21 protein-coding genes, 1 tRNA gene and 1 riboswitch are annotated in these 24,682 nt (G+C 67.4%); of the genes, 15 read left to right on the top strand and 7 right to left on the bottom strand.

Translation table 11 applies throughout. The annotated features are described in order from the left end of the window. Positions 1-1,419 carry a cytochrome ubiquinol oxidase subunit I gene (locus KXZ72_RS01535; protein ID WP_226081991.1) on the bottom strand — a complete coding sequence of 473 codons (1,419 nt, stop codon included), beginning with the start codon at positions 1,417-1,419 and terminating at the stop codon, positions 1-3. Between the two features lie 203 nt (positions 1,420-1,622). Here KXZ72_RS01535 and KXZ72_RS01530 point away from each other — a divergent pair, with 203 nt between their 5' ends. Genes KXZ72_RS01530 through KXZ72_RS01520 form a run of 3 tightly spaced genes read left to right on the top strand, consistent with a single transcriptional unit; the run spans position 1,623 to position 4,426 of the window. Next, positions 1,623-2,282, top strand: a complete 660-nt coding sequence (locus KXZ72_RS01530) for a DedA family protein (RefSeq protein WP_226081990.1) — start codon at positions 1,623-1,625, stop codon at positions 2,280-2,282. Positions 2,283-2,321: 39 nt separating this feature from the next. After that, entirely contained in the window at positions 2,322-3,380 is a 1,059-nt protein-coding gene (locus KXZ72_RS01525) for an App1 family protein (protein ID WP_404823677.1), read from the top strand. After that, positions 3,380-4,426, top strand: a complete 1,047-nt coding sequence (locus KXZ72_RS01520; RefSeq protein WP_226081989.1) for an FUSC family protein — start codon at positions 3,380-3,382, stop codon at positions 4,424-4,426. The genes KXZ72_RS01525 and KXZ72_RS01520 overlap by 1 nt, the downstream gene beginning before the upstream one ends. Before the next feature lie 6 nt (positions 4,427-4,432). Here KXZ72_RS01520 and KXZ72_RS01515 read toward each other — a convergent pair whose 3' ends face one another. After that, entirely contained in the window at positions 4,433-4,819 is a 387-nt protein-coding gene (locus tag KXZ72_RS01515) for a YchJ family protein (protein ID WP_226081988.1), read from the bottom strand. Positions 4,820-4,956: 137 nt separating this feature from the next. Here KXZ72_RS01515 and KXZ72_RS01510 point away from each other — a divergent pair, with 137 nt between their 5' ends. After that, positions 4,957-5,658 (top strand): SOS response-associated peptidase, encoded by a 702-nt coding sequence (locus tag KXZ72_RS01510; protein WP_264159431.1) that lies wholly within the window; start codon positions 4,957-4,959, stop codon positions 5,656-5,658. On the opposite strand, the gene KXZ72_RS01505 is transcribed toward KXZ72_RS01510, so the two are convergent. Continuing rightward, positions 5,635-6,372, bottom strand: a complete 738-nt coding sequence (locus tag KXZ72_RS01505) for a gamma-glutamyl-gamma-aminobutyrate hydrolase family protein (protein ID WP_226081986.1) — start codon at positions 6,370-6,372, stop codon at positions 5,635-5,637. The two genes, KXZ72_RS01510 and KXZ72_RS01505, sit on opposite strands and share 24 nt — an antisense overlap. A gap of 73 nt (positions 6,373-6,445) precedes the next feature. Then, positions 6,446-6,593: riboswitch (FMN riboswitch) on the top strand. A gap of 57 nt (positions 6,594-6,650) precedes the next feature. On the opposite strand from KXZ72_RS01505, the gene pnuC reads away from it, so the two are divergent. From pnuC to KXZ72_RS01470, 7 genes are all read left to right on the top strand, one after another. Further along, a complete protein-coding gene (gene pnuC / locus KXZ72_RS01500; protein ID WP_226081985.1) occupies positions 6,651-7,358 on the top strand; it encodes a nicotinamide riboside transporter PnuC in 708 nt (235 codons plus the stop codon). A gap of 13 nt (positions 7,359-7,371) precedes the next feature. Then, positions 7,372-8,016 carry a protein-tyrosine phosphatase family protein gene (locus KXZ72_RS01495; protein ID WP_226081984.1) on the top strand — a complete coding sequence of 215 codons (645 nt, stop codon included), beginning with the start codon at positions 7,372-7,374 and terminating at the stop codon, positions 8,014-8,016. Between the two features lie 461 nt (positions 8,017-8,477). Further along, positions 8,478-10,124 carry a potassium-transporting ATPase subunit KdpA gene (kdpA, locus tag KXZ72_RS01490; RefSeq protein WP_226081983.1) on the top strand — a complete coding sequence of 549 codons (1,647 nt, stop codon included), beginning with the start codon at positions 8,478-8,480 and terminating at the stop codon, positions 10,122-10,124. An 86-nt stretch (positions 10,125-10,210) separates the two neighbouring features. Continuing rightward, on the top strand, positions 10,211-12,280 hold the full coding sequence (kdpB, locus tag KXZ72_RS01485) for a potassium-transporting ATPase subunit KdpB (protein WP_226081982.1): 2,070 nt from the start codon (positions 10,211-10,213) through the stop codon (positions 12,278-12,280). 9 nt (positions 12,281-12,289) lie between these two features. Beyond that, positions 12,290-12,874: a potassium-transporting ATPase subunit KdpC gene (gene kdpC, locus KXZ72_RS01480; RefSeq protein WP_226081981.1), complete on the top strand. Its 585-nt coding sequence runs from the start codon at positions 12,290-12,292 to the stop codon at positions 12,872-12,874. Positions 12,875-12,891: 17 nt separating this feature from the next. Further along, positions 12,892-15,426, top strand: a complete 2,535-nt coding sequence (locus KXZ72_RS01475; RefSeq protein WP_226081980.1) for an ATP-binding protein — start codon at positions 12,892-12,894, stop codon at positions 15,424-15,426. Continuing rightward, positions 15,423-16,106 (top strand): response regulator, encoded by a 684-nt coding sequence (locus KXZ72_RS01470; protein WP_226081979.1) that lies wholly within the window; start codon positions 15,423-15,425, stop codon positions 16,104-16,106. The genes KXZ72_RS01475 and KXZ72_RS01470 overlap by 4 nt, the downstream gene beginning before the upstream one ends. Here the strand turns inward: KXZ72_RS01470 and KXZ72_RS01465 are convergent. Beyond that, complete coding sequence (locus tag KXZ72_RS01465) at positions 16,103-16,825, bottom strand: SRPBCC family protein (RefSeq protein ID WP_226081978.1); 723 nt, start codon at positions 16,823-16,825, stop codon at positions 16,103-16,105. The two genes, KXZ72_RS01470 and KXZ72_RS01465, sit on opposite strands and share 4 nt — an antisense overlap. A 113-nt stretch (positions 16,826-16,938) precedes the next feature. Here KXZ72_RS01465 and KXZ72_RS01460 point away from each other — a divergent pair, with 113 nt between their 5' ends. The 4 genes from KXZ72_RS01460 to KXZ72_RS01445 are packed head-to-tail and all read left to right on the top strand — an operon-like array spanning position 16,939 to position 21,070. After that, positions 16,939-17,880, top strand: a complete 942-nt coding sequence (locus KXZ72_RS01460; RefSeq protein ID WP_226081977.1) for an ABC transporter ATP-binding protein — start codon at positions 16,939-16,941, stop codon at positions 17,878-17,880. After that, on the top strand, positions 17,880-19,730 hold the full coding sequence (locus KXZ72_RS01455) for an ABC transporter permease (protein WP_226081976.1): 1,851 nt from the start codon (positions 17,880-17,882) through the stop codon (positions 19,728-19,730). Before KXZ72_RS01460 ends, KXZ72_RS01455 begins: the two co-directional genes overlap by 1 nt. Then, positions 19,727-20,029 (top strand): DUF427 domain-containing protein, encoded by a 303-nt coding sequence (locus KXZ72_RS01450; protein ID WP_226081975.1) that lies wholly within the window; start codon positions 19,727-19,729, stop codon positions 20,027-20,029. The genes KXZ72_RS01455 and KXZ72_RS01450 overlap by 4 nt, the downstream gene beginning before the upstream one ends. A 51-nt stretch (positions 20,030-20,080) precedes the next feature. Further along, entirely contained in the window at positions 20,081-21,070 is a 990-nt protein-coding gene (locus KXZ72_RS01445) for a diaminopimelate dehydrogenase (RefSeq protein ID WP_226081974.1), read from the top strand. A gap of 65 nt (positions 21,071-21,135) precedes the next feature. On the opposite strand, the gene KXZ72_RS01440 is transcribed toward KXZ72_RS01445, so the two are convergent. The 3 genes from KXZ72_RS01440 to hemL form a co-directional block, all read right to left on the bottom strand. Next, entirely contained in the window at positions 21,136-22,323 is a 1,188-nt protein-coding gene (locus KXZ72_RS01440) for a hypothetical protein (RefSeq protein WP_226081973.1), read from the bottom strand. A gap of 687 nt (positions 22,324-23,010) precedes the next feature. Further along, positions 23,011-23,083, bottom strand: a tRNA-Ala gene (locus KXZ72_RS01435). A gap of 260 nt (positions 23,084-23,343) precedes the next feature. Further along, the gene (hemL, locus tag KXZ72_RS01430; RefSeq protein WP_226083386.1) at positions 23,344-24,672 is read right to left on the bottom strand and encodes a glutamate-1-semialdehyde 2,1-aminomutase; all 1,329 of its coding nucleotides are present in this window, start codon (positions 24,670-24,672) and stop codon (positions 23,344-23,346) included. Positions 24,673-24,682 lie beyond the last annotated feature (10 nt).

Raw genomic sequence — 24,682 nt, 5'->3', positions numbered from 1 at the left:
CTAATAAACCGTGGCGGTGGGCACCGGGGTGTCCTTGCCGTCCGTCGACGTTTCCACCGGGGCGGGCCCGGCAATGGCGGCCTTCTTGATCAGGCCAAACTCGACCACGATCAGCGAACCATAGACCAGGGTGAAGGCTATCAGCGAGATCAGCACCTCAAGGCCCGTGACGTGTGGCGACACACCGTCCTCGGTCTTGAGCAGCCCAAAGACCAGCCAGGGTTGACGTCCCATTTCCGCGAAGACCCAACCGAGGCTCATGGCGAGCAGCGAGGCGGGGAAGGACCAGATGGCGGCCTTCCAGACCCACTTATTCTTGGGCAGACGGTTCTTACGGGTGAGCCACAGGCCAACGATGGCGACGAGGATGTGGATCATGCCGAGGGCGATCATCCAGCGGAACGACCAGTAGGTGATCCAGATAATCGGGGCGTATTCGCCGGGTCCATAGGTCTGGGTATACAGGGCCTGGAGGTCGTTAATGCCCTCCACGGTTCCATCAAACGTATGGGTGGACAGGAACGACAACAGATACGGCACGCGGATCGAGAACAACTCGTGCACACCATCGGGGGTTCCGAGGGTGAACAGCGAGAAGGACGCGTCCGCTCCGGTGGCGGTGTTATATAGCGCCTCCGCCGCGGCCATCTTCATGGGCTGCGTATTAACCATCGCAATGCCCAGCGAGTCACCAAAGAAGACGGTGCCGATGCCGGCCACAATCATCATCCAGAGACCAAACTTCAGCGCGGGGCGCATGGTCTCGAGGTGGTTATTACGCGAGAGGTGGTAGGCGGCGACCGTGATGATCAGGCCGGCGGACACCATGAAACAGGCAAAGATGGTGTGCGGGAATGCGGCCACGGCCACCGGGTTGGTGAGCAGCTCACCAATACTCGTGAGCTCGGCACGGCCGCGCTCCTCGTTGTACTGGTAGGCCACCGGGTTCTGCATAAACGCGTTGGCGGCGATGATGAAATAGGCCGACAGAATCGACGCAATGGCGGTGAGCCAAATGGTCATCAGGTGGAGCTTGGGCGAGAGCTTATTCCAGCCGAAGATCCAGAGGCCAATAAACGTGGCCTCCAGGAAGAAGGCCAGGAGGCCTTCGAGGGCAAGCGGGGCGCCAAAGACGTCGCCCACGAACCGCGAGTAGGACGACCAGTTCATACCGAACTGGAACTCCTGCACGATTCCGGTGACCACTCCCATGGCGAAGTTAATCAGGAAGATCTTCCCGAAGAACTGCGTCAGCTGCAGGTAGTGGATCTTTCCGGTACGCACCCAGGCCGTCTGGAAGATGGCAACCGTGGTCACCATTCCAATCGTCAGGGGGACGAACAGAAAGTGATAGATGGTGGTCAGGCCGAACTGCCATCGCGACAGTATCAGCGGATCCAGATTTAGGAACTCGTTCACTTCACAAACTCTCCAGGTTTCGTAACAAAAATTACTACAGAGAAAGCGACCATCAGATCCGTGCAGGGGGGTGATTCCTGTGGTTTACGACTCGTCTTGTTCTCACAGGTTAGCACGCTATGCTCCTGTGGTCTGACCACAGTCGCGGGTGGGTTTTGGTCGGCCCGAACATCGCGCTCGCGCGCGTGCCGTAGATTTAACGGGTGAATGACTTCCTCAACGGATTCCTCGACCTCCTCCAGGGCGTGGACCCGGTACTGCGCACCCTGATCGCCGGCTTTGGAATGCTCCTGGAAACCAGCATCCTGGTGGGGCTGATCGTGCCGGGAGACACCATGGTGATCGTCGCGGCCACCGCCGTGCAGGGGCCCGTGGAGTTCATTGGCCTCACGGTGGCCATCATCCTGGGGGCGCTGGCCGGGGAGTCGATCGGCTTCTACCTGGGTCGGACATTCGGGGGTCGAATTCGCGACAGTCGGCTCGGGCGTTGGATCGGCGAAAAAAACTGGTCCCGCGCCGAGCGCTATCTGGATCGTCGCGGCGGAATCGCGGTTTTCCTGTCCCGGTTCCTGCCCGTCCTACACTCGGTCATCCCGCTCACGGTGGGGATGAGCACCATGACCTATCGCCGCTTTATCGCATGGACCCTCCCCGCGTGCCTGATCTGGTCGGTCGCCTATGTGGGCGCCGGCTCGGCCGCCGCGAAGACGTATCGGGAGCTTTCGGGCCAATTGCATAGCGCTGGATATATTTTTGTGGGAATCCTGGTGCTCTTTATTGCCGCGGTATTCCTGATCAAAAAGCTCATTCACCGGGGTGAGGCACAACACCTCGACGACGGCGACACACCGGCCGCGCCCTAAACATGCCAGAATTGGGGGGTGTCCGAGCCCGAACCCGATGTGCCCCCTGCGCGCCATACCCACTCCGCCGTGGTCTCCGCGACCATCCACCGTGCGGCGCGCATTGACGACGCCGTGCTGCGGTGGCGGGAAAAGCGCGGACGCCGGCGCGGAATGCATGCGACCGTTGTGCCCTATGTGGGCTATGGCTCCACCACCTGGATCCGGGTGCTCTGCCGCGTCCTCCTGAGCCGCGCCGCCACCCACCCCCAGGCCCTCGAACAGGCCTCCGCGCGCCGCATCCGCGGCTGGCGCAGCTTCACCTCGGTGCCCGTGGTCGCGGCCACCGTGACCGTGACCGTAAACGGCGTGGAACACGAGGTAATCGCCGATCGTGGCGGCCTGATTGATACCGTGATCCCCGCCACCCTGGAACCCGGCTGGCAGCAGATCACGCTGAGCGCCGAGGGCTCCCGGGCCGTCTCCACCGATGTTTTTATCGTGGGCCCCGATGTGCGCTTTGGCGTGATCTCGGATGTGGACGATACCGTGATGGTCACCGCGCTCCCCCGCCCCCTGGTCGCCGCCTGGAATACGTTTGTGCTGGACGAGCACGCGCGCATCCCGGTGCCCGGAATGAGTGTATTCCTGGACCGGATGGTCTCGAGCCACGAGGGTGCGCCGATGATCTATCTGTCCACGGGCGCCTGGAACGTGGCCCCGACCCTGAACCGCTTTATGTCCCGCAATCTCTATCCGGCCGGCGCCCTGCTGCTGACCGACTGGGGCCCCACCGTGGACCGTTGGTTCCGCAGCGGCCGCGAACATAAGGTGCAAAACCTGGACCGCCTGGCCGCGGAGTTTCCGCAGATCCGCTGGCTCCTTGTCGGCGATGACGGCCAGCACGATGAGGACCTCTACCGCGATTTTGCGCTGACCTATCCCAAGCAGGTCGCGGCCATCGCGATCCGCCGGATGTCCACGAGCGAGGCCGTGCTCGCCGGTGGCCGCAGCCGCCACGACGATGCCGAGGACAGCGAGAGTGACGGCATCCTGCGCCTGTCAGCGCCCGATGGTGCGGGGCTGCTGGCGCTCCTCAACGAGGCAGACCTCCCCTGATGCGGCTCACCACGCTGGTGCGGGCGAACTCCCGCATTCCCCTGCTTCAGGCGGTGAAGACCTCGGCGGCCACGATCATCGCCTGGTTTGTGGCGCTGGCGATCGTGCCCTCGCAGATGCCGGTTTTTGCCGCGGTGGGTGCGCTGCTGGTGGTCCAGCCGAGCCTGCACCAGTCCTTTGGCAAGGCCATCGAGCGCAGCATCGGCGTGATCGGCGGGGTCGTGATCGCCACGGGCCTGAATATGCTCTTTGGCGGCGCCAGCTGGGTGGTCCTGGTGGCCATCGTGGTCTCGATCATGGTGGCCTGGGCCGCGCGGCTCTCCGCGGGCTCCTCCAATCAGATCCCGATCAGCGCGATGCTGGTGCTCTCGATCGGCGCAGCGACACCCGATTATTCGCTCTATCGCATCCTGGAAACGCTGATCGGTGTGGCAATCGGCTTTGCCATTAACGCCGCCGTGGTGCCCCCCGTGATCCTCGACCCGGCCGAGCGCGACGCCGCGGCCCTGGCCGAGGCGGTGGCCGATCAGCTGGATGCGCTCGCGGTCGCGCTGCCCAGCAAGCAGACCCGGGCCGAGCGCGATTCGCTCATGATCAGCGCGCGCCTGCTGCGCCCGATGCGAGAAAAGGCCGCGGCCTCGCTGCGCGTGGCCGAGGAATCACTCACGCTAAATCCGCGCGGCGGACGCAATCGCGAACGGCTCCTGAATACCAAAAAGCTCCTTAATAAGCTGGGCCCGCTCACCACGCGCACAGCGGGTATGTCCCGCGCGTTCCACGACCACTATGACGAGAGCCTGCGCTCGGAGGCCTCGGTGCGGGCCATCGCCGAGCAGCTGCGCCGCGCTGCCCACGACCTGCGGCTGATCGCGGATGCCAATATTCTCGACGGCATGGAGCCCCAGCTGGAGGAGGCCCCCGAGGCCCCCATGCTCACGGCCCCGATCGTGATTCACGAGCCGCACCCCGATCACTGGATCCTGATCGGCTCCCTGATGGAGGATCTGCGCCGGGTGCGCGAGGAGATCACCGGGGACTACTCCTAGCCGCGATCAGTCCAGCGCGCGGCCGTCGCGATAGAGCCAGCGCCCACCCTCGCGCGTGAAGTGGCTGTGCTCATGCTGGCTGCCCGCACCCTCGGGTGAGCGGTAATACGCCGTGAACTCCACCTCGCCCGCGTGATCCAGCGGGCCGCCGGCGGATACCGCGCCGATATCCAGCCGATACCAGCGCAGATCGGCGTCCAGCTCGAGCGTGCCCGGGCGGGTATGCGGATGCCAGGTATGCAGCAGATAGTCCACATCACCCAGCGCAAACGCGCTAAACCGGGAGCGCATCAGCGCCTCGGCGGTGGCCGCGGGCTCCCCCGAGTGGGCGCGACCGCAGCATTCGCCATAGGTGAGGCCGCTCAGGCAGGGACAGCGCGCGGAAATATCCATGACTCCAGTGTGCCATCCCGCGCCGCGTCGTAGGCAACCGGGCACCACGCCCGCGGCTCAGACCGCGGCGTCCCCGGTGCGCGATAGCATCGAGGGAGGCCACGGAAAGGAAGTCACCCATGTGTGGAAGATTTGCGATGGATGCCACCGTCAACGAGATGATCACCGAGTTTGTGGAGGCCACCGGTCGCCGCCCCGAGCAGTGGTCGCCCGATTGGCAGGCGAGCTGGAATATCGCACCCACCCAGTCGGTGCCGATCCTCGTGGAATCCGCGCGCGGGCCCGAGCCCACGCTGCGCTTCGAGACGGCCTCCTGGTCGCTGCTGCCCGCGTGGTCCAAAACGGCCACGCCGGAGTTCCCCACGTTTAACGCCCGCTCCGAGACCGCCGCGGAAAAGCCCGCGTTTCGTGATGCCGTGCGCTCCACCCGCGCGATCATCTTCGCCAATGGCTATTACGAGTGGCATACCGATGAAAACGGCATAAAAACCCCGTATTTTGTGCGGCCGTATAGCGAGGAGGTCATCGGCTTTGCCGGGCTCTACTCGTGGTGGGCCGATCCGCAGACCCGGCCGGGAGATCCCAACCGCTGGCATCTGACCGCCACGATCCTCACCGCCCCGGCCGCGGGCGACCTCGTTCCGCTACACGACCGCAATCCGGTGTTTTTGCCGCCCGAGCACTGGGAGCACTGGATCGATACGTCCATCCAGGGCGATCAGGCGCTGATCGATGAGGCGGTCGCGGTGGGTGCCGCCGAGGCCGAGGGTTTTGAGTTTTATCCGGTAAACCGGCTCGGCGGCGACGGCCCCGAACTACTCGAACCGGCCTCGGCCTAGCCGCCGCGTGGCCTCGGCCACGAGCCAGCCGAAGATCGGATCGGCGCCGAGCGTCTCGGGATGCCATTGCACTCCCATCACCGGGGAACCGATCAGCTCGATGGCCTCCACCACACCATCGGGTGCGCGGGCGGTCACCACGAGGCCCTCCCCGGGGACGTCCACGGCCTGATGGTGGAATGAGTTCACCATCTGCGAATCGCCGTAGAGCCCGTGGCTGATCGAATCCTCCAGGATGTCCACGCGATGCGTGCGGTGGTTGCGGGGATAGGCCGAGGTGGCGTGTGCCTCCCCCTCGCCACCCGAGAGGTGCTGAATCAGGGTGCCGCCGAGCGCCACATTCAGGAGCTGGTGTCCGCGGCAGATGCCCAGAATCGGGATGCCCGCGGCGAGGGCAGCGGCAACCAGCGAAAACTCCAGGTCGTCCCGCTCGGGGTCGATGACCTCCACATGCGGATCCGGCGACTGGCCATAGCGGCGCGGGTCCACGTCCTGCCCGCCGGAGATCAGCAGGCCGTCGAGGTGCTCCACGATCTCCGCACCGGGGCTGCCCAGCGGGATGAGGATCGGCAGGCCGCCGGCCCCGGCCACGCTGGTGCCGTATTCGCTCATATAAATATCCAGCGGTGCATCGCTGAATCCGCGCGGAACATCAAGCATTCCGCCGATACCGCGGCGACCGGTGAGCCCGATCAGTGGCCTGCGTGTACTCACGTAAAAATTCCATCCCTACCGGGGCCCCCACCGGCGACCCTCAAGACCACTGTAGCGTTAGCGCTAGACTGGGACGCGTGCTCCGGGGTCGGTGTAATTCCGAACCGGCGGTGATAGTCCGCGACTCGCGCATGTGGTGCTCCCCCGGGGGCCCGACGGCGCGACTGAATCGGTGAAATTCCGATACCGACAGTTAAAGTCTGGATGAGAGAAGCACGCGTATTTTATGCGCACTCCCCGTGGTTTAACGATGCGGAAAAGGAGAATGCGCCATCATCATGAACGTCCTCACCTGGCTCTTTGATGCCCAGCTGGTGATCGGCTCGCAGACCATTTTATGGCGCGAGATCATCGGAAACGCCTTTGGACTCGCGTGCGCGGTGGGCGGAATGCGCCGCAAGGCCTGGGCCTGGCCCGTGGGCATCATCGGCAATCTGCTGCTGCTCACGGTATTTCTCGGGGCCGTATTTCATACCCCCAATCCGGTGAACCTGCTGGGCCAGGCGGGCCGCCAGATCATGTTTATTATCGTGTCGATCTATGGCTGGGCCAGCTGGCGGCGGCACGCGGGTGGCGGCGATTTTGCCGTGACACCGCGCTGGGCCTCCGGCAAACAGCGCGCATTTTTGATCATCGCGCTGCTGGGTGGCACCGCGCTACTGACGCCGATATTTCGGATGCTCGAATCCTATGAGCCGGTCTGGGCCGATGCCTGGATCTTTGTGGGCTCACTGCTGGCCACCTATGGGATGGCGCGCGGCTGGGTGGAGTTTTGGCTGATCTGGGTCGCGGTGGATGCCGTGGGTGTGCCCCTGCTCGTGGACGCGGGCTATTATGCGTCGGCGTTTATGTACCTGTTTTATGGCGCGTTTACCCTCACCGGATTTTTTGTCTGGTGGCGGATTAATCGGCGGGCGCAGATCGGCTGCCCGGTGCCGCTGACCGCCGAACCACGCGACTCTCGGGAAACTCCCGATAAAGAGTGATTTCCTCGGGGGTATGACAGCCTCCCGATTTGGCCAGCGCCCGCGCCCGGGCATCGATCCCGACTGGGACGGGCTGCCCGGCGCGCGCGACCTGGGCGAGATTCCTACCTTCCGCGGCCCCACCCGCACCGGCCTGCTCTATCTGGCGCTGGGCCCGCACGCGGCACCCGGAACCCTGGACCGGCCCGGCCCCTCGCCGCGCGGCTGGGACGACCTGGCCGCCTCCGGGGTGGCGACGATCCTCGCGGTGACCGCGGGCGAGCGCGCCCCCGATCTTTCAGCTGTACCTTCCGCGTATCGCCGGATCCGGGTGCACCGGATGCGGGTGCCCGCGGGCGGCGGCCTTTCCGGCGCCGATCTGGAGCGTTCCGCGGGGGCCTATCGGATTCTCCTGGGCGGCATCATCGCGGCCCCGGGGCCCGTGCTGCTGCATGTGAGTGGCGAGGCCTCGGCACGCGAGCTTTTGCCGCTGATCCTGCTGCATACGGCGGGGGTGGACCCCGCGGAGATCGCGGAGGAGCTGCCGGGGGCCTCGCCGCGGGCGGTGGCCGAGACGGCAGCGGCGCTGGATCGGGTGCTGTGGCGCGATCCGCAGGCCCGGCTCCTGCGGGCGGCGCTGCGGGCCCGGCTCGCGCCGCGGGTGCGCGCGCTCGGTTAGCGACCATACCCGCGCGGCCAGCGCCGCCTCCGGGGTTCGCATTGCAGATTTGCCCCGGCGAGGCCATCCGGGGTCAACATCCGGCGCGGGCGCGACGCAGTGCGAGCCCGCTCCCCCGCGGCCATAATAGACGCGGCGCGGGCGGGCGGCACCGGGGGAATCTCGCCGCGCCGTAATGCCCGGGTGGCGTGGGTGAAACGGGCGGGGCGTTGCGGATTCACGCCTGGCGGTCATACCCGGAGTGGCGGGGCGGAACGCGCGGAACGGGCGGGGCGTTAAGGGTGCGTTAAGATCCGCCTCGCGGTATCCGGGGGCGTGCTCAACTGAGTGCACGGCAATTCGCCGCCCCCACATCCGCACTAGGAGCAAGTCGTGCTTGATGCACTCTTCATCGCGTTAACACTCGCCGTATTTGGCGCGTGCGCCCTCATCGCCCGGGGGGTTGAGAAGCTATGACGGCCGTGGCCTCCGCCCCCCTCCTCGCCGGGATCCTGCAAATTCTGCTTGTGCTCGCGGCCCTCGCCGTGGCCTATCGCCCGCTCGGCGATTATCTGGCCCGCATCTTCACCTCCACCCGGGACCTGCGCGTGGAGCGCGGCATCTATCGCCTGATCGGGGTGAATCCGCGCGCGGAGCAGCGCTGGTCCTCCTATCTGCGCTCGGTACTCACGTTCTCGGCGCTGTCCCTGCTGGTGCTCTATCTGATCCTGCGCACGCAGCAGCTGCTGCCGCTGAGCCTGGGGCACGGCGCGTTGGCCCCGGATCTGGCCTGGAATACCGCGGCCTCCTTTGTGGCCAATACCAACTGGCAAAACTATGCCGGCGAATCCACGCTGGGCACGCTCGCCCAGGCGCTGGGGCTCGCGGTACAAAACTTCCTCTCCGCCGCGGTGGGCCTCTCGGTCGCGATTGTCCTGATCCGCGGCCTGGCCCGGCAGGGCACCGATCTGCTCGGCAATTTCTGGGTGGACGTCACCCGCGCAATCATCCGCGTATTATTGCCGCTCTCGGCGATCTTCGCGGTGGTGCTCCTGCTGGGCGGAGTCGCGCAGAACCTGGGCGATCCACAGACCATGACCGGCATCGCGGGCCAGATCCAGACCATCCCCGGGGGCACGGTGGCCTCGCAGGAGGCCATTAAAAATCTGGGGACCAATGGCGGCGGATACTTTAACGCCAATGCCGCGCACCCCCTGGAAAATCCCAGCGCCTGGACCAATCTGGTGCAGATCTTCCTGATCCTGCTGATCCCCACCGCGCTGACCCGCACCTTCGGAAAAATGGTGGGCAGCACCCGGCAGGGCCTCGCCGTGCTGGGCGCAATGGGCACGCTATTTCTCCTCTCGCTGCTGGCCGTGGTCTCCGCGGAGCTCGCGAATCTGGGCACCGCACTCGAGGGCAAGGAGCTGCGCCTGGGCGTGATCCCGTCCAGCTTCTTTGCGGTGGCCACCACGCTCACCTCCACGGGTGCCGTGGACTCGGCCCACTCCAGCTATAGCCCGCTGGCCGGCGGGGTGCTGATGCTGAATATGATGCTCGGCGAGATCGCCCCCGGCGGCGTGGGTTCGGGACTCTACGGCATGCTGATCATCGCGATCCTTGCGGTATTTATTGCCGGGCTCATGGTGGGGCGCACGCCCGAATATCTGGGCAAAAAAATCGGTGTCCGGCAGATGCGGCTCACGGCCCTGTATATCCTGGTGAGCCCCGCGATTGTGCTCCTGGGCACCGCGCTGGCCCTGCTGTTGCCCGGCACCCGCGAGGCAATGCTGGGCTCCGGCCCGCACGGGCTGAGCGAGGTGCTCTATGCGTTCACCTCGGCGGGCAATAATAACGGCAGTGCGTTTGGTGGCCTGAGCGCCAATACCCCGTTCTTTAACGTGGCCCTGGGGCTCGCGATGCTGCTGGGGCGTTTCCTGCCGATGATCGCGGTGCTCGCCCTCGCCGGATCGCTTGCCGCCCAGACCCCCACCCCGGCGGGGCCCGGCACGCTGCAAACCCAGCGCCCACTGTTTATCGGCGTGATGGTCGGGGTGGCGCTGCTGGTAAGCGCCCTCACGTTCCTGCCCGCCCTGGCACTGGGCCCGCTCGCGGAAGCCCTCGGCTGATGCGCCGCCATCCGGCGCCGCCGCGCCTGCCCCTCGTCACCTCGGAAACCCCCGTTATCACCGACCCCGTCGGACCAAGGAATAACATGTCAAATCTTCGCACGGAGGCCCCCACGGGCCACCCCACTCGGCCCGCGGCTGCCTTCGGCCCGCGGCAATTATTGGCCGCGCTGCCCACCGCGCTGAAAAAGCTTAACCCCCGGTCGATGTGGGCCACACCGGTGATGTTTATTGTGCTGCTGGGAGCGGCCCTCACCACGGTACTCGCGGTGGCCCACCCCAGCGCATTTGCGTGGGGCATCGCCGCCTGGCTCTGGCTCACGGTGATCTTCGCCAACCTCGCCGAGGCCGTGGCCGAGGGCCGCGGTAAGGCCCAGGCTGCCTCGCTGAAAAACACCCGGGTCTCCACCCCGGCGCTGCGCATCTCCGCGGATGGCGGGGCCGAGCGCGTCTCGGCCACGCAGCTGCGCCGCGGGGATCGCGTGATCGTGAACGCGGGCGAGGTCATCCCGGGAGACGGCGATGTGGTGGAGGGGGCGGCCACCGTGGACGAATCCGCGGTGACGGGCGAATCGGCCCCCGTGATCCGCGAGTCCGGCGGCGATCGTTCGGCCGTGACCGGGGGAACCCGGGTGCTCTCGGACCGGATCGTGGTGAGCATCACCAGCGAACCGGGCGAGACCTTCATCGACCGCATGATCGGCCTGGTGGAGGGCGCCGGCCGGCAAAAAACCCCCAATGAGCGGGCCCTGAATATCCTGCTCGCGGTACTCACGATCATCTTTATTCTGGTGGTGGTCACGCTGCAACCGCTCGCGGTGTATTCGGGTGCCACCCAGCCGCTGATTGTGCTCACCGCCCTCCTGGTCTGCCTGATCCCCACCACGATTGGCGCGCTGCTCTCGGCCATCGGCATCGCCGGGATGGACCGCCTGGTGCAGCGCAATGTGCTGGCGCTCTCGGGGCGCGCCGTGGAGGCCGCGGGAGACGTGGGAACGCTGCTGCTGGATAAAACCGGCACGATCACGCTCGGCGACCGCCAGGCCACCGAGTTCCTGCCCGTGCCCGGGGTCACCGGCGACCGCCTGGCCGCCGCGAGCCGCCTGGCCTCGCTCGCCGATGAGACCCCCGAGGGGCGCTCGATCGTGAGCCTTGCCGAGGGAGAATATCGCTGCCCCGGCGAGCCCGGGGAGCTCGCGGAGGCCACGTTTATCGCGTTTTCCGCGACCACCCGGATGAGCGGGGTGCACTATCCCGATGGCGCCTATCTGGTCAAGGGCGCCAGCACCGAGGTGCTTGCCTGGGTCGAGGCCCGCGGCGGCAGCGTGCCGGAGCGCGCGCGGGAACTCGCCGCGGCGGTGGCCGGAGAGGGAGGCACCGCGCTGGTCGTGGCCACGGCCTCGGCCGCGGGAGACGCGGCCGTGCTGGGCATTATCCAGCTGGAGGATATCGTGAAGCCCGGAATAGCCGAGCGCTTCGCCCGGCTCCGCGAGATGGGCATCAAAACCGTGATGATCACGGGAGATAATGCGCTCACGGCACGGGCAATCGCGCATCAGGCGGGTGTGGACGATTATCTGGCCGAGGCCACCCCCGAGGATAAGCTCGCGCTGATCCGCGCCGAGCAGGCGGGCGGCCGGCTGGTGGCGATGACCGGGGACGGCACCAATGACGCCCCGGCGCTGGCCCAGGCCGATGTGGGTGTGGCAATGAATACCGGCACCTCCGCGGCCAAGGAGGCCGGAAATATGGTGGATCTGGACTCCGATCCCACCAAGCTCATCGAGATTGTGGAGATCGGCAAGCAGCTGCTGATCACGCGCGGTGCGCTCACCACGTTCTCGATCGCCAATGACGTGGCCAAGTATTTTGCCGTGATCCCGGCCATGTTTATGACCGCGTTCCCGGGGCTCGCGGCGTTGAATATTATGGGCCTGCACAGCCCCGAATCGGCGATCCTCTCGGCCGTGATCTTCAACGCGCTGATCATCATCGCGCTGATCCCGCTCTCGCTGCGCGGCGTGAAATATCGGCCGCTCCCCGCGTCCCGGCTCCTGGGCCGCAATCTGCTGGTTTATGGGCTCGGTGGGCTCATCGTTCCGTTTATCGGCATCAAAATTATCGATCTCGTGATCTCGCTGATCCCGGGCCTCTAAGGACCTCCCATGTTTGCCTCCCTGCTTCCCTCGCTGCGCACCGCCTCCACGGGCCTGCGCCTGCTGCTGATCATGACCGTGCTGCTCGGGGTGCTCTATCCCGCGGCGATCCTCGGGGTGGGCGCGCTTGCCCCCGCGCGCGCCGCGGGCTCCCCCGTGCTGGTGGACGGCCACCCCGTGGGCTCCTCCCTGATCGGGCAGGAGTTCAGAGGCGCCGAGTGGTTCCACGGCCGCCCCTCCGCCGCGGATTATGACGCGCTCGCCTCGGGCCCGTCCAATCTTGCCGCCCGCAGCCCCGAGCTTGCCCGGCTGATGGCCGAGCGCCGCGCCGCGGTGGCCGCGGAAAACGGGGTGGATCCGACCCGGGTTCCCGCGGATGCCGTGACCGCAAGCGCGTCGGGACTCGATCCCGATATCAGCCCGGCGTATGCTCGGATTCAGGTGGGGCGCGTGGCACACGAGCGTGGCCTCCCCCGCGCGGCGGTGCAGCGCCTCGTGGAGGATTCCGTGCAGGCCCCCGCGCTGGGCTTTCTCGGAACCCCGCGGATAAATGTCCTGACCCTGAATATCTCCCTCGACGCACTCCAGCACTAACGGAAAGACAGACGCTTATGCCCGAACACGTGGCCCGCGGGGACCTCAAGGTCTATCTGGGGTTTGCCCCCGGAGTGGGAAAGACGTTTGCGATGCTTGAGGAGGCGCAGGAGCTGCGTCAGCGCGGGGTGGACGTGGTGGTGGCGCTGGTCGAGGATCACGGCCGCGCCCGCACCCGGGACCTCGTGCGGGGCCTCGAGGTGATCGCGCGCCGCGATGTGGCCTATCGCGGGTCCTCCTTCAGCGAGATGGACCTGGACGCGGTGCTGCGCCGCAACCCCGCGGTCGCGATCGTGGACGAATTGGCGCACTCGCTCACGCGCGCCGAGGGCGATACGCGCGGGCATGAAAAGCGCTGGGAGGACGTCCACGCGCTGCTGGATGCCGGCATAAACGTGATCTCCACCGTGAATATTCAACACCTGGAATCGCTTAATGACGTGGTGAGCGCAATCACCGGGATCCGGCAGCGCGAGACCATCCCGGACCGGGTGCTGCGCGAGGCCGCGGAGGTGGAGCTTGTGGATCTCACCCCGGACGCCCTGCGCACCCGGCTCGGCGGCGGCGAGGTTTATCACCCGGATAAGGTGGATGCCGCGCTGGCCAATTATTTTCGGGTGGGTAATCTCACGGCGCTGCGCGAGCTCGCGCTGCTCTGGCTCGCCGATCAGGTCGAGGAGGGTCTTTCCCGCTATCGCTCGCTGAAAAAAATCGATCGTTCCTGGCCCGCGCGCGAACGCGTGGTGGTCGCGGTCACGGGCGGGCCCGAATCGGAGACCCTGATTCGCCGCGGCATGCGCATCGTGGGCCGCAGCGCCGGGCGGGAGCTGCTCGCGGTGCACGTGATTCAGGACGACGGCCTGCGCTCGGGCGATCCCGGCGAGCTCGCCGCGCAGCGCGAACTGGTGGAATCCCTCGGGGGCTCCTGGCATACCGTGATCGGCGATGATCCGGCCGCGGCCCTGCTGGAATTTGCCCGCGGCGTGAACGCCTCCCAGCTGGTGCTGGGGGTGAGCCGCTCCGGGTGGGGTGCGCGGCTGCTGGGGCCGGGAATCGGGACGCGGGTGATTAACGGCGCGGGCGATATCGATGTGCATATGGTCACCCATTCCGCGACCCGCGCTCGGCGCAGCGCCCCGCGCCGCGCGGCCTCCCTGACACTCGCGCGGCGCGTGGCCGGCTGGGTCGCGGCGGTGCTGGGGCCCGCGCTGGTCACCGGGCTGTTTTTATGGATCGGGCCGGGCACCTCGCTGAGCCTGAACCTCCTGGTCTATACAACCCTGGTGGTTTTTGTGGCGCTGCTCGGGGGGTTTTGGCCCGCCGTGGCCACCGCGGTGCTGGGCACGCTGCTCCTGAACTTCTTTTTTGCGCAGCCGATCGGCACGTTCACGATTCACCAGGCCGAGAACGTGGTGGCCCTGGTGCTTTTCCTCGTGGTGGCCGCGGGGGTGGCCCGGGTGGTGGATCTTGCCGCGCGGCGCACCACCGAGGCCGCCGCGGCGCGCGCCCAGGCGGCCCTGCTCTCCGAGCTTGCGGGCGGGGTGCTGCGCGAGGGGGCGAGTGTGCCCGCGCTGCTGGACCGGCTGCGCGAGACCTTCGGCCAGGAATCCACCACGCTGGTGGAGCGACCCGTGGCCGAGGGCGGGCCCGATACCTGGCGGGTGCTGGCCTCCTCGGGTCCGGCCTGCGCCGATCCGCGCACCGCCGCCAATACCCTACTCCTGGACGAGCGGCACGCACTGCTGCTGCGCGGCCGCGCGTTCTCCGCGCCGGATCAGCGCATCCTGGAGGCCTATGCGGGACGCATCCTGGGGGTGCTGGCGCAGCAATCGCTGGAGGCCTCGCGGATCGAGGCGCGCGAGCTGACCGCGGGCAATGCCATTCGCACGGCCCTGCTCGCGGCGGTCTCCCATGACCTGCGCACGCCGCTGGCCGGGATTAAGGCGGCGGCCTCAAGCCTGCGCCTGACCGATGTGGTGTTCTCCCCCGAGGACGAGGCCGAGCTGCTGGCCACGATTGAGGACTCCGCGGATGTGCTTAATGCGCTGGTGACCAACCTGCTGGATATGAGCCGGATTCAGGCCGGCGCGGTGCGGGTCGAGCGCGCGCCGCTGGAGCTGGGCGATCTGATCGCCGGGACCCTCGCGGGGATTCGCCGCGACCGGCCGCTGCCGGAGATCAGCACCAGCCTGCCGGAGGATCCGCCCGCGGTGCTGGGCGATTATGGCCTGATCGTGCGGATCCTCGCCAACCTCGTGGATAACGCCATTTCGCATGGCGGCGGTGCGCCGATTGGGATCACCCCGGTGGCCCTGGGCGAGCGCGTGGAGATCCGCATCAGCGACCGCGGCCCCGGGGTAAAAAACACCCAGCGGGACCGGATATTTCAGCCGTTTCAGCGCCTCGGCGATACCCCGGAGGGCAATGGCGTGGGCCTCGGCCTGGCCGTGGCGCGCGGGCTGGCCGAGGGGATCGGCGGCACGCTGGAGGCCGAGGATACCCCCGGCGGCGGGCTCACGATGGTACTTACACTCCCGGCGGTGACGGCATGAGCCGCGTGCTGGTGGTGGAGGACGACCCGAATATCGCCCGCGCGCTGCTGGTGAATCTGCGGGCGCGCGGCTATGACACGCTGCATGCAGCCACGGGGCGCGCGGCGCTGGATCTGGCGGCCGCGGAATCCCCGGATGTGCTGCTCCTGGATCTGGGGCTGCCGGATATGAACGGCATCGCGGTGATCCGGGCGCTGCGCGGCTGGTCCAGCATCCCGGTGTTGATCGTCTCGGCCCGGCAGGAATCAGCGGGCAAGATCGAGGCGCTGGATGCGGGCGCCGATGACTATGTCACCAAGCCCTTCGCGATGGATGAGCTGCTGGCGCGGCTGCGCGCGGCCCTGCGCCGGGCCGTGCCGGTGGTGGGGGAATCCCCCGTGGTGCTGACCGCGGACGGCCGGATCCGCATTGATCTGTATCATCACCGCGTGAGCGTGGCCGGGCAGGCCGTGAAACTCACCCCGATCGAGTGGCAGATCATCGAGGTATTTGCCCGTAATCCCGATCGGCTCATCGGCCAGGCCGAGCTCCTGCACGCGGTCTGGGGCCCGGGCTATGCCTCGGAGACCAATTATCTGCGCGTGTATATGTCCCAGATTCGGCAGAAGCTGGAGGAGGACGGCTCGCTCCCCCGGCACCTGATCACCGAGCCCGGGATGGGCTATCGGTTCCTGCCCTAGGCCCCGTAGAGGCGATCCAGGAACTCCTGCCCGGCGCGCGTGAGATCCGCGGCATCCCGGGTGCCCGAGAAATCGTGGATCGCCAGTCCCACGCTCGCGCCGAAGCGGTTGCGTCCAAAAAATCTATAGAGCGCGGTATCGGTGCGCAGGCCGAGGAAATAGTGGTCGTGGTAGTCGATGACCACCTCGGTGCGGCCATCCGGCAGGTCCACGTGCAGGCGCTCGCCCGGGATATCCTCATCGCCCAGGCCCAGCCGCGTGAGCAGGACCTCAAAGGCCTCGGGCTCGTCCCCGCTGCCGCGCGCCTCGACGTGGGTATAGGTCACCGGCAGGCCGGCAAAATGCTCCACATAGCGTCGGAAGGCGTCCAGATAAAACTCGGTGTGACGCTCGATATCCGCCACGACATGGGCGTCCTCCTCGGGCACCACGCCCGCATGGGTATAGCGCAGCACGCGGTGTCCGGCATCCCCCGCGCGCAGGTCAAAATCGAGCCGGTTAAACCAGCCATCGGGTCCCTCGGCGATCGTGGCGAGGTGCCGCGGGGGCTCCCAGGCCTCCACGATCCCGGCGCCCTCGTCCACGAGCCCACCCTCGCGCGGCTCGATCTCCTGTGGCCAGAGCCACCCGCCGATCCCCGTGGTGACGGCCTCCCAGAGCGCCTCGGCGGTACCCACCGCACGCTGTTCCCGAACGATGTTAAATTTAAACCACTGCATCCTGGACTCCTCGCGACCGTTATCCCCACCCTAGCCGCGCTCCCCCGCGCGGTGGGAAAAAATTCCGTCCGGGGGCGGAGGCGCTCTCGGGCGGGGCGGCCTAGCGTGGAGGTATGACCCCGGAAAGCAGCACCCCCGCCGCCCTCAGCCTGTCCCACCTCAGCAGGAATTATCGCGGTTCCCGCGGGATAACCACGGCGGTGGATCGGGTCAGCTTGGAGATCGCACCGGGCGAGGTCTTTGGGCTTCTGGGGCCCAATGGATCGGGGAAAACCACGCTGATCGAATGCATTGCCGGTCTCCTGGAACCCAGCTCCGGTACGGTGCGGGTCCTGGGCCTGGATCCCGTGCGCGAACGCACAGCGCTCACCGCGTGCCTGGGAATCCAGCCGCAGAGCGCGAGTCTCTTTGACACGCTCACGGCCCGGGAAACCCTGGAACTTTTTGCCGCACTCTATCCGGCACCGCGCACTCCCGAGGACCTCCTGGAGGAGGTGGGGCTGGCCGGCAGCGCCCGGGTGCGAACGCGGGCTCTTTCGGGCGGCCAGCATCGTCGGCTCCTGATCGCGGTGGCGCTGATCGGAAACCCGCGGATCGTGGTTCTGGACGAGCCCTCGGCCGGGCTGGACCCGCTGTCCAGGCAGGGCCTCTGGGAGATCATTCGGGGACTGCGGGGGCGGGGCGTCACGGTGCTCCTCTCCACGCACCAGATGGAGGAGGCCGCGGCCCTCTGCGATCGTGTGGGCATCCTGGTGCGCGGCGGGCTCGCGGCGCTGGGCACGCCCGAGGAGCTGATTGCCGCGTCTTCCGGCACGGGCAGCGTGCTGTTTACGGTGCCCCTCGGTACCGATCTTTCCCCGTTGCACCGTTATGTTCCGGCCTCCGCGATTTCCCGGCGCGATCTGGCCGACGGGATCCGCGTGGACCTAAAATCGGAGGACCCGGATGGGCTCCTGCGCCGCCTCACCTTTGATCGGCCCGTGCCCGCCCGCGGCTTCACCGTGCATACGGCCACGCTGGACGAGGTCTTTTTTGGGGTGGTGGAGGGCCGGTGATGCGCGCGCTGGCAGCACTCAGCCGGGCCAGCGCCCGCGAACTCCTGCGGGTTCCGCGGCGGCTTCTGCCCGGTGTGGCACTGTTTATTTTGCTGTTCATTCCGTGTGCGCTCTGGGGTATGCCGCGGTTCGTCCTCGGCCCGCTGCTGCTGTTGGGGTTTCTGCTGCTGGCCGGGACCGGGCTCGCGGTTCCCCTGGCCGAGATGCGGGCGCGCGGATCGCTGCGGCTGCTGGGATGCACCCCCGCGGGCCGTGGGATCTTTTTGCTCGCGCAGGCACCCGTGCGGGTGCTCTTGGGGCTGGGGGAAATTCTCCTGGTACTCGGGACGGCCTCGCTGAGCGGAACGCTACCGCCCACTCGGCTGGCCGGGCTGATCCTCATTGCCACCCTGGGCCTGCTGATGGTCCTGGGGCTGGGCCTGCTTGGCGGGGCGCGGGCCGAAAATCCGGCGGTGCTGGGGCCGCTCCTGGCCCTGGCGATCCCGGTGGCGCTGCTCGGGGCCGGCCCGCTCCTGGTGGGCGGGCTGCTTCCCGCTTCCGCGGAGGCCCTCGGCCGGCTGCTTCCCACCACGTGGCTGCTCGCGGCACTGGCCGAATCGGGAGGGCAGATCCCGCTGTGGCTGGCCCTCACCGGGATGCTTGCGGTGACCCTCGCCGCGGTGGCACTTTCCGCGCTGCTGTTCCGGTGGGAGGGGAGGCGGCCGCGCACGACCGCCGCTCCCGCACCCAAACCCGCGGATCGCCCGCGCCGCCCGGCCGGGGCCTTGCGCCCCGAATCGGTGCGGGCACGCCGCATACCGCGCAGCGCCGTGGGGGCCGCCACGCTCGCGGCGACACGGGAGTTATTGCGCAGCCCGCGCGCCGTGGCCGCCATGGGCACCGCGTTTCTGGTGATGCTGGGCCTGTTTTTCTTCCTGGCCCAGGCGTTTGAGGGAAATCGCCCCGCGCCCGTGGTATCCGTGCGGGGCGAGCCCGCAAACGCGGACACACTCCTGCGGACGCTGGGGGCGGACGGCATCAGACTGGCCCCCGCGGGATCCGCCGCGGTCACGGTGGACGTGGACCTGGAGATAAACGGAGCCCATATCATCCTCCGTGGGGACCGTGACGCGCGCTGGGAGGGCGTGGCCGACCGGATTCGGGACCTCGGCGTCTCGGCCGCGGATATCACCGTGCTCTCAACCGATGGTGTCCCCGCGCTGTTTTATTTCCGCGGCACACTGGGAACGGTGCTCGCTATGGGGCTGGCGGGACTGGCCGTTTCGGGCACGGCATTTCCGCTGGTGAGGTTGCGTGAGCGGGGCACGCTGCGGCTGCTGGGTACCACCCCGCTGAAAAAATCCATGTTGCTGTTATCGCTGCTGCCGGTGCGCGCGGCCCTCGCGCTGGGCATGATGCTGGTGGTTGGCGCGATAGCGCTGGGCGAGGGCTTTTCCGATGGCTGGGGAATGCTCCGACTGCTGATCACCGGCTCCCTCGGTTTTGCGCTCTTCACGAGCCTGGGGCTGCTGCTCGCGGCGCGGGCGCGCACCGCCTCGGCGGTGGATGGCTGGGCCGGGGTGCTGCCCCCGCTGATCATGACGCTTTCGGGTTCGCTGTTTCCCGTGCGGCTGATGCCCGAGTGGCTGCAGGGACTGTTTAACCTCTCTCCCACCACGTGGTTTATCTCCGCCGCGGGATCCGATCTTGCACAATCGGCCCCACTGCTGCCCGAGGCCGTGCTCTGGGCGGGGATCGCCGCGGTGGCTGCCGCGCTCTTTCTTCTTGCGGCAAAAATATTTCTCTGGGAGGTTCCGCGAGATGGGGGTAGCGTGGGCGTCACATACGGTACATACGGGAGGTCATCATGAGGGCTGTTTTGCGGGACACGGTTTTGGCGGAGGCCCCGGCGGAGGACCTGGTGCGCATCGAGGGCAACTGGTATTTTCCGCCCGCGAGCCTCACTCCGGGCCTTTTTATCGAGAGCCCCACGGCCTATACGTGCGGGTGGAAGGGTGACGCCCAGTATTATTCGGTGCTGATCGCGGGCGAGCCCCAGACCGACCTGGCGTGGAGCTATCCCCGGCCGTATCCGGCATCGCTGGAACGGGTGGGTCGCGATTTTGCGGGCTATATTGCGTTTGATCCCGCCGTGAGTGTGCTCGACTAGGCACTAACGTGAGAGGTTAGTTCGTTTCTCTAATCTCGGGAGTACAGCACTGTGAGTGAACAGCCCATCCGCGTCGGCATCGTTGGTTATGGCAATCTGGGGCGGGGCGTGGAAATTGCGCTGGCCCAGAACGCCGATCTGGACACCGTGGGGGTGTTTACCCGGCGCGATCCCGCGGGCCTGATCCCGCATTTTCCCTCCACCGCGGTGCACTCCCTGGACGCGCTGGAGGACTGGGCCGATCGCATCGACGTGCTGATCCTGTGTGGCGGTTCCAAGGATGATCTGCCGGCGCAGGGCCCCGCGCTGGCCGCGCGCTTTAACACCGTGGATAGTTTTGATACCCACGCCCGCATCCCGGAGTATTTTGATGCGGTGGATGCCCCGGCCCGCGCGGCCGGCACCACGGCGCTGATCTCGGTGGGCTGGGATCCGGGCATGTTTTCGCTGAATCGCCTCTTTGGTGAGGCGCTGCTGCCCGAGGGTGATACCTATACGTTTTGGGGTCGCGGCCTGAGCCAGGGCCACTCCGATGCCATTCGCCGGGTGCCCGGGGTGGCGGGCGGCGTGCAGTATACGATCCCCTCGGAGGAGGCCATCGCCCGCGTGCGGGCCGGGGAACGTCCCGAGTTGAGCACGCGCGAAAAGCACGTGCGCGAGTGTTTTGTGGTGCTGGAGGAGGGCGCGGATGCCGCGGCAGTGACCGCCGCAATCACCTCGATGCCCAATTATTTTGCCGATTATGACACCACGGTCACGGTGATTTCCGCCGAGGAACTCGCGGCCAATCATGCGGCGATGCCACACGGCGGTTTTGTGATCCGCGGCGGCGAATCCGGCACCGGCAATAGCCAGGTGATCGAATACCGCCTGGAACTCGGCAGCAACCCCGAGTTCACCGCGAGCGTGCTCGTGGCCTATGCCCGCGCCTGCGCCCGGCTGAATGCCCGCGGCAGCATCGGCGCACACACCGTCTTTGACGTCCCGCCCGCGCTGCTCTCCCCCAAGTCCCCCGCGCAGCTGCGCGCCGAGCTGCTCTAAACCGGGCGGGGCCCCGCGTTGGCGCCCCGGTGCCAACGCGGGATGCCGACCCGGGCCCGGTTCGCTTATGCGGGGTCCCGCGGAGGGGCGAGGGATGTCCAGGCGGCGCTCAGCCCTCCGGGCACTACACACAGCGCCACCCCGGCCGCGAGTATCGCCACGAGGCATACCCAATTGGCGAGGAATACCCCGGGGGCCAGCCATGAGGCCAGGGCCATCGCCGCCACCGAACTCACCCTGGTATAGGACGCGATTCGGCCGCGGGCAGCGGCGGAGCCAAACCCAAATTGAATCTCCATGGCCAGCATGGTGGAGACCGAATAGGCGAGCGTGGCACAGAGCATGGCCAAAAGGAGCAGAGCCACCTGGGCGCCCGCGTGGCCCGAGTTCACCGCGGCCGCGGTTCCGAGGGCGGCCCCGATCATCAGCAGTCCCCCGAGCCGGTGAATCCTCCTCCACCGATCGGGCCGCTTCACGAGTGTGAGTCCGAGGAATCGGATAAAAAAGAAGTCACAGCCCAGGCTCACCAGACCCGCCACGGTAATGAGCCAGGGACCATAGCGGTGGGACGCGGAAAGCCAGGCGGCCAAACCCACCGTGGGCAGTGCGGAAGCCAGGCCCAGGAGGCCCACCACGATCAGGCCGACCGCGAGTGGGGAGCGCACGCTCCGGGGGAGTTTTTCTCCCGCGGCGATGGGGCCCGTCCCGCGCGGGGCCGCCTGGGCCGCGAGGGAACTCGCCACCGCGACCGAGGCGGCGATACAGGCCAGCGAGAGGAGGAGCGGGAGCGACCAATACCGCGCGGGGATAACGCTGAGGGTGAGCGTGCAGAGCGCGGCCACGGCCTCGTTCACCAGAAGAAAATAACGGCGAACCTCCGCGTTAAAAAGCGTGCGCCGCTCGGGACCAATGAACTCCGCGCGGATCCGGTCTTTCGCGGGACCCACCGAGCGGGCCAGCGCCACCGCCAGCATCCCCATGACGTTCAGCAGCAAAAATTGCCCGCAGAGGGCACCGAGGATCAGCCCGAGGATGCAGGCCGCCTGCGAAATCTGCAGCAGTTGCAGCACTCCCGGCGCCACGTGCCGGTCGACCAGGCGGCCCACCAGCAGCGTTCCGAGGATCCCCAGCGCGAGCCCCGCGGCGATTGGGGCCGCACCGAAGACCCCGTTCGGAGGATCGCCCGCGCGGCCAAAAATTAGGAAGGGAAAGAGCAGAATCAGCGCCGTGGATTGAATACCGTCCAGCAGCATAAGCGCCAGAATGCTCCGCTCCCTCCCCCGCGCAACCATCAGCGCCCACCGGGTGCAGGGGAGGCGCAAAAACGGTCCGCGGCGCTCACTCCCGGCCTCCGCGCTCCGCGCGCAGGGAAGAGGGCCGCGGCAGGAGCCGCAGGGGCACGGGCGAGGCTCCCCTCAGCCGCGGCGCGAGAGCGTCGGTCGATTATGACCTCATGCTGCGCGATCATGCTCACTGCTTCCGCGTTCCTTCCCGCCGTCGGGAGCGATCGCGGGCGCCGTCCGCCCGGAGAGCTGCGGCAAAATCGGCGCCCCCGCTTCGAGAAGCCTAAAAATGCGCCCAGCGGGCGTCAAGGGCGCCGGCGGGCCCGCGAACGGTGCCACCCGGGGCCTTCCGGAAGCCCCTCCGGGAAAATCCCCCGGAATACGGGCGCATTCCCGGGTCGGCGCGGGCGATCACCCCGGCCGAGCCGGGTCGGGGGCGCGTCAGATCGCACCGGAGAAGCGACAACGGGGACTCGTGCGGACAGGTGCCGTTGCCACCGGGTATCCCGCCGCGGGTCCCCTAACCCTGCCGCGCCACTCACGCATTACGCTGCGTGGCGCGGTTGCGCGCGTGCCGGTCGGGATCGCGGAAGGCCGCGGCCATGCCGGCACAAAAACCACCCCGCATCCGAGGACGCGGGGTGCTTTTATTCTGGGTGGATCTGGGGGGACTCGAACCCCCGACCCCCTGCATGCCATGCAGGTGCGCTACCAGCTGCGCCACAGACCCAAATATTGAACTATATGCTCCGGCGAGAATGTTTCCCGTTTGGAACGTGTCTAGTCTACAACAGGTTATGGACCCGTTTTGACCAATTGCCACGGAAATCTCGGCCGTCATTTCAACACGCCGCGGCGGGCGCGGAATCCGCGGCGTGGCGCGCGCAGGCAGGGTTTTGCGATCCCGCGTGTCGCCCCGGTGCCGGGGCGGGCGAGTTCCCGGGTGCGCCCGGCGAGGGGCCGCGCACACCCGGGAACCTGCCGCCGAGGCTAGGGGGCCACGGCCTCCGCCGCCGCGCGGGCCGCGGCGGGAAGCGCGGCGCGGATCACCGCGAGGGCCTCCTCATCGTGCGCGGCCGAGACAAACCAGGCCTCAAATACGCTCGGCGGCAGCGAGACACCCGCGTTGAGCATTGCATGGAAGAACGGGGCATAGCGGAAGACCTCCTGCGCCTGCGCCTCGGCATAGGTGCGCGGGGCGGTGGGCGCAAAAACAAAGCTAAACAGGTTGCCCGCGCGCTGCACCACATGGGTCACGCCCGCGGCACTCAGCGCCTCCGAGACCTCCGTAGCGAGCGTCGCCGCCACCGCATTCAGGTGTGCATAAACCTCCCCGGTTGCGCGCTCCAACGTGGCGATACCCGCGGCCACCGCCACCGGATTGCCCGAGAGGGTTCCCGCCTGATAGACCGGGCCCAGCGGCGCCAGATGATCCATCACATCGGCGCGGCCACCCAGCGCTGCCAGCGGCATGCCGCCGCCGATGACCTTGCCAAAGGTAAACAGATCGGGCACATACATCTCGCCCTCGCTCACCGACAGCCCCCAATAGCCGGCCGGGTGCACGCGGAAACCGGTAAGCACCTCGTCCAGGATCACCAACGCACCGTGCTCATGCGCGATCCGCGTCAGCTCGGCATTAAACCCGGGCTCGGGCGGCAGCACACCCATATTTGCGGCCGCGGCCTCCGTGATCACCGCGGCAATATTCTCGCCGTGCTCGGCAAAAACCGCGCGCAGCGCCTCGGGATCGTTATAGGGCACCACCAGCGTCTGCGCCGCGGTGGCCTCGGTCACTCCCGCCGAACCCGGCAGCGCCAGCGTGGCCAGGCCCGAACCCGCCTGCGCGAGCAGCCCATCGGAGTGGCCGTGATAGTGACCGGCAAATTTCACCAGCAGCTCGCGGCCGGTGAAACCGCGCGCGAGCCTGATCGCCGTCATCGTGGCCTCGGTACCCGTGGATACCAGGCGCACCTTCTCCACCGGGCTCATACCATGCGCCGTGACCCGGGCCTCCACCAGCTCGGCCAGCTCGGTCTCGGCGGGGGTGGACGCCCCGAAGGAGAGCCCGCGCGCGGCGGCCTCCTGCACGGCACGCACCACATCGGGCTGCGCATGGCCCAGGATCGCGGGCCCCCAGGAGCCCACCAGGTCCACATAGTCCACGCCATCGGCATCGGTCACGCGCGCGCCACTCGCGGAAACGAGGAAACGCGGGGTACCCCCCACCGAGCCAAAGGCGCGCACGGGCGAGTTCACGCCGCCGGGAATCGCGGCCTTGGCGCGCTCAAAAAGTTCGGAGTTACTCCGGGGTGTCATCGTCATTATC

Source organism: Mycetocola spongiae (assembly GCF_020424085.1).
In the GTDB taxonomy this organism is placed as follows: domain Bacteria; phylum Actinomycetota; class Actinomycetes; order Actinomycetales; family Microbacteriaceae; genus Mycetocola; species Mycetocola spongiae.
The sequence above is the reverse complement of the archived record's forward strand: the minus strand, read 5'-3'. Positions and strand labels throughout refer to the sequence as shown.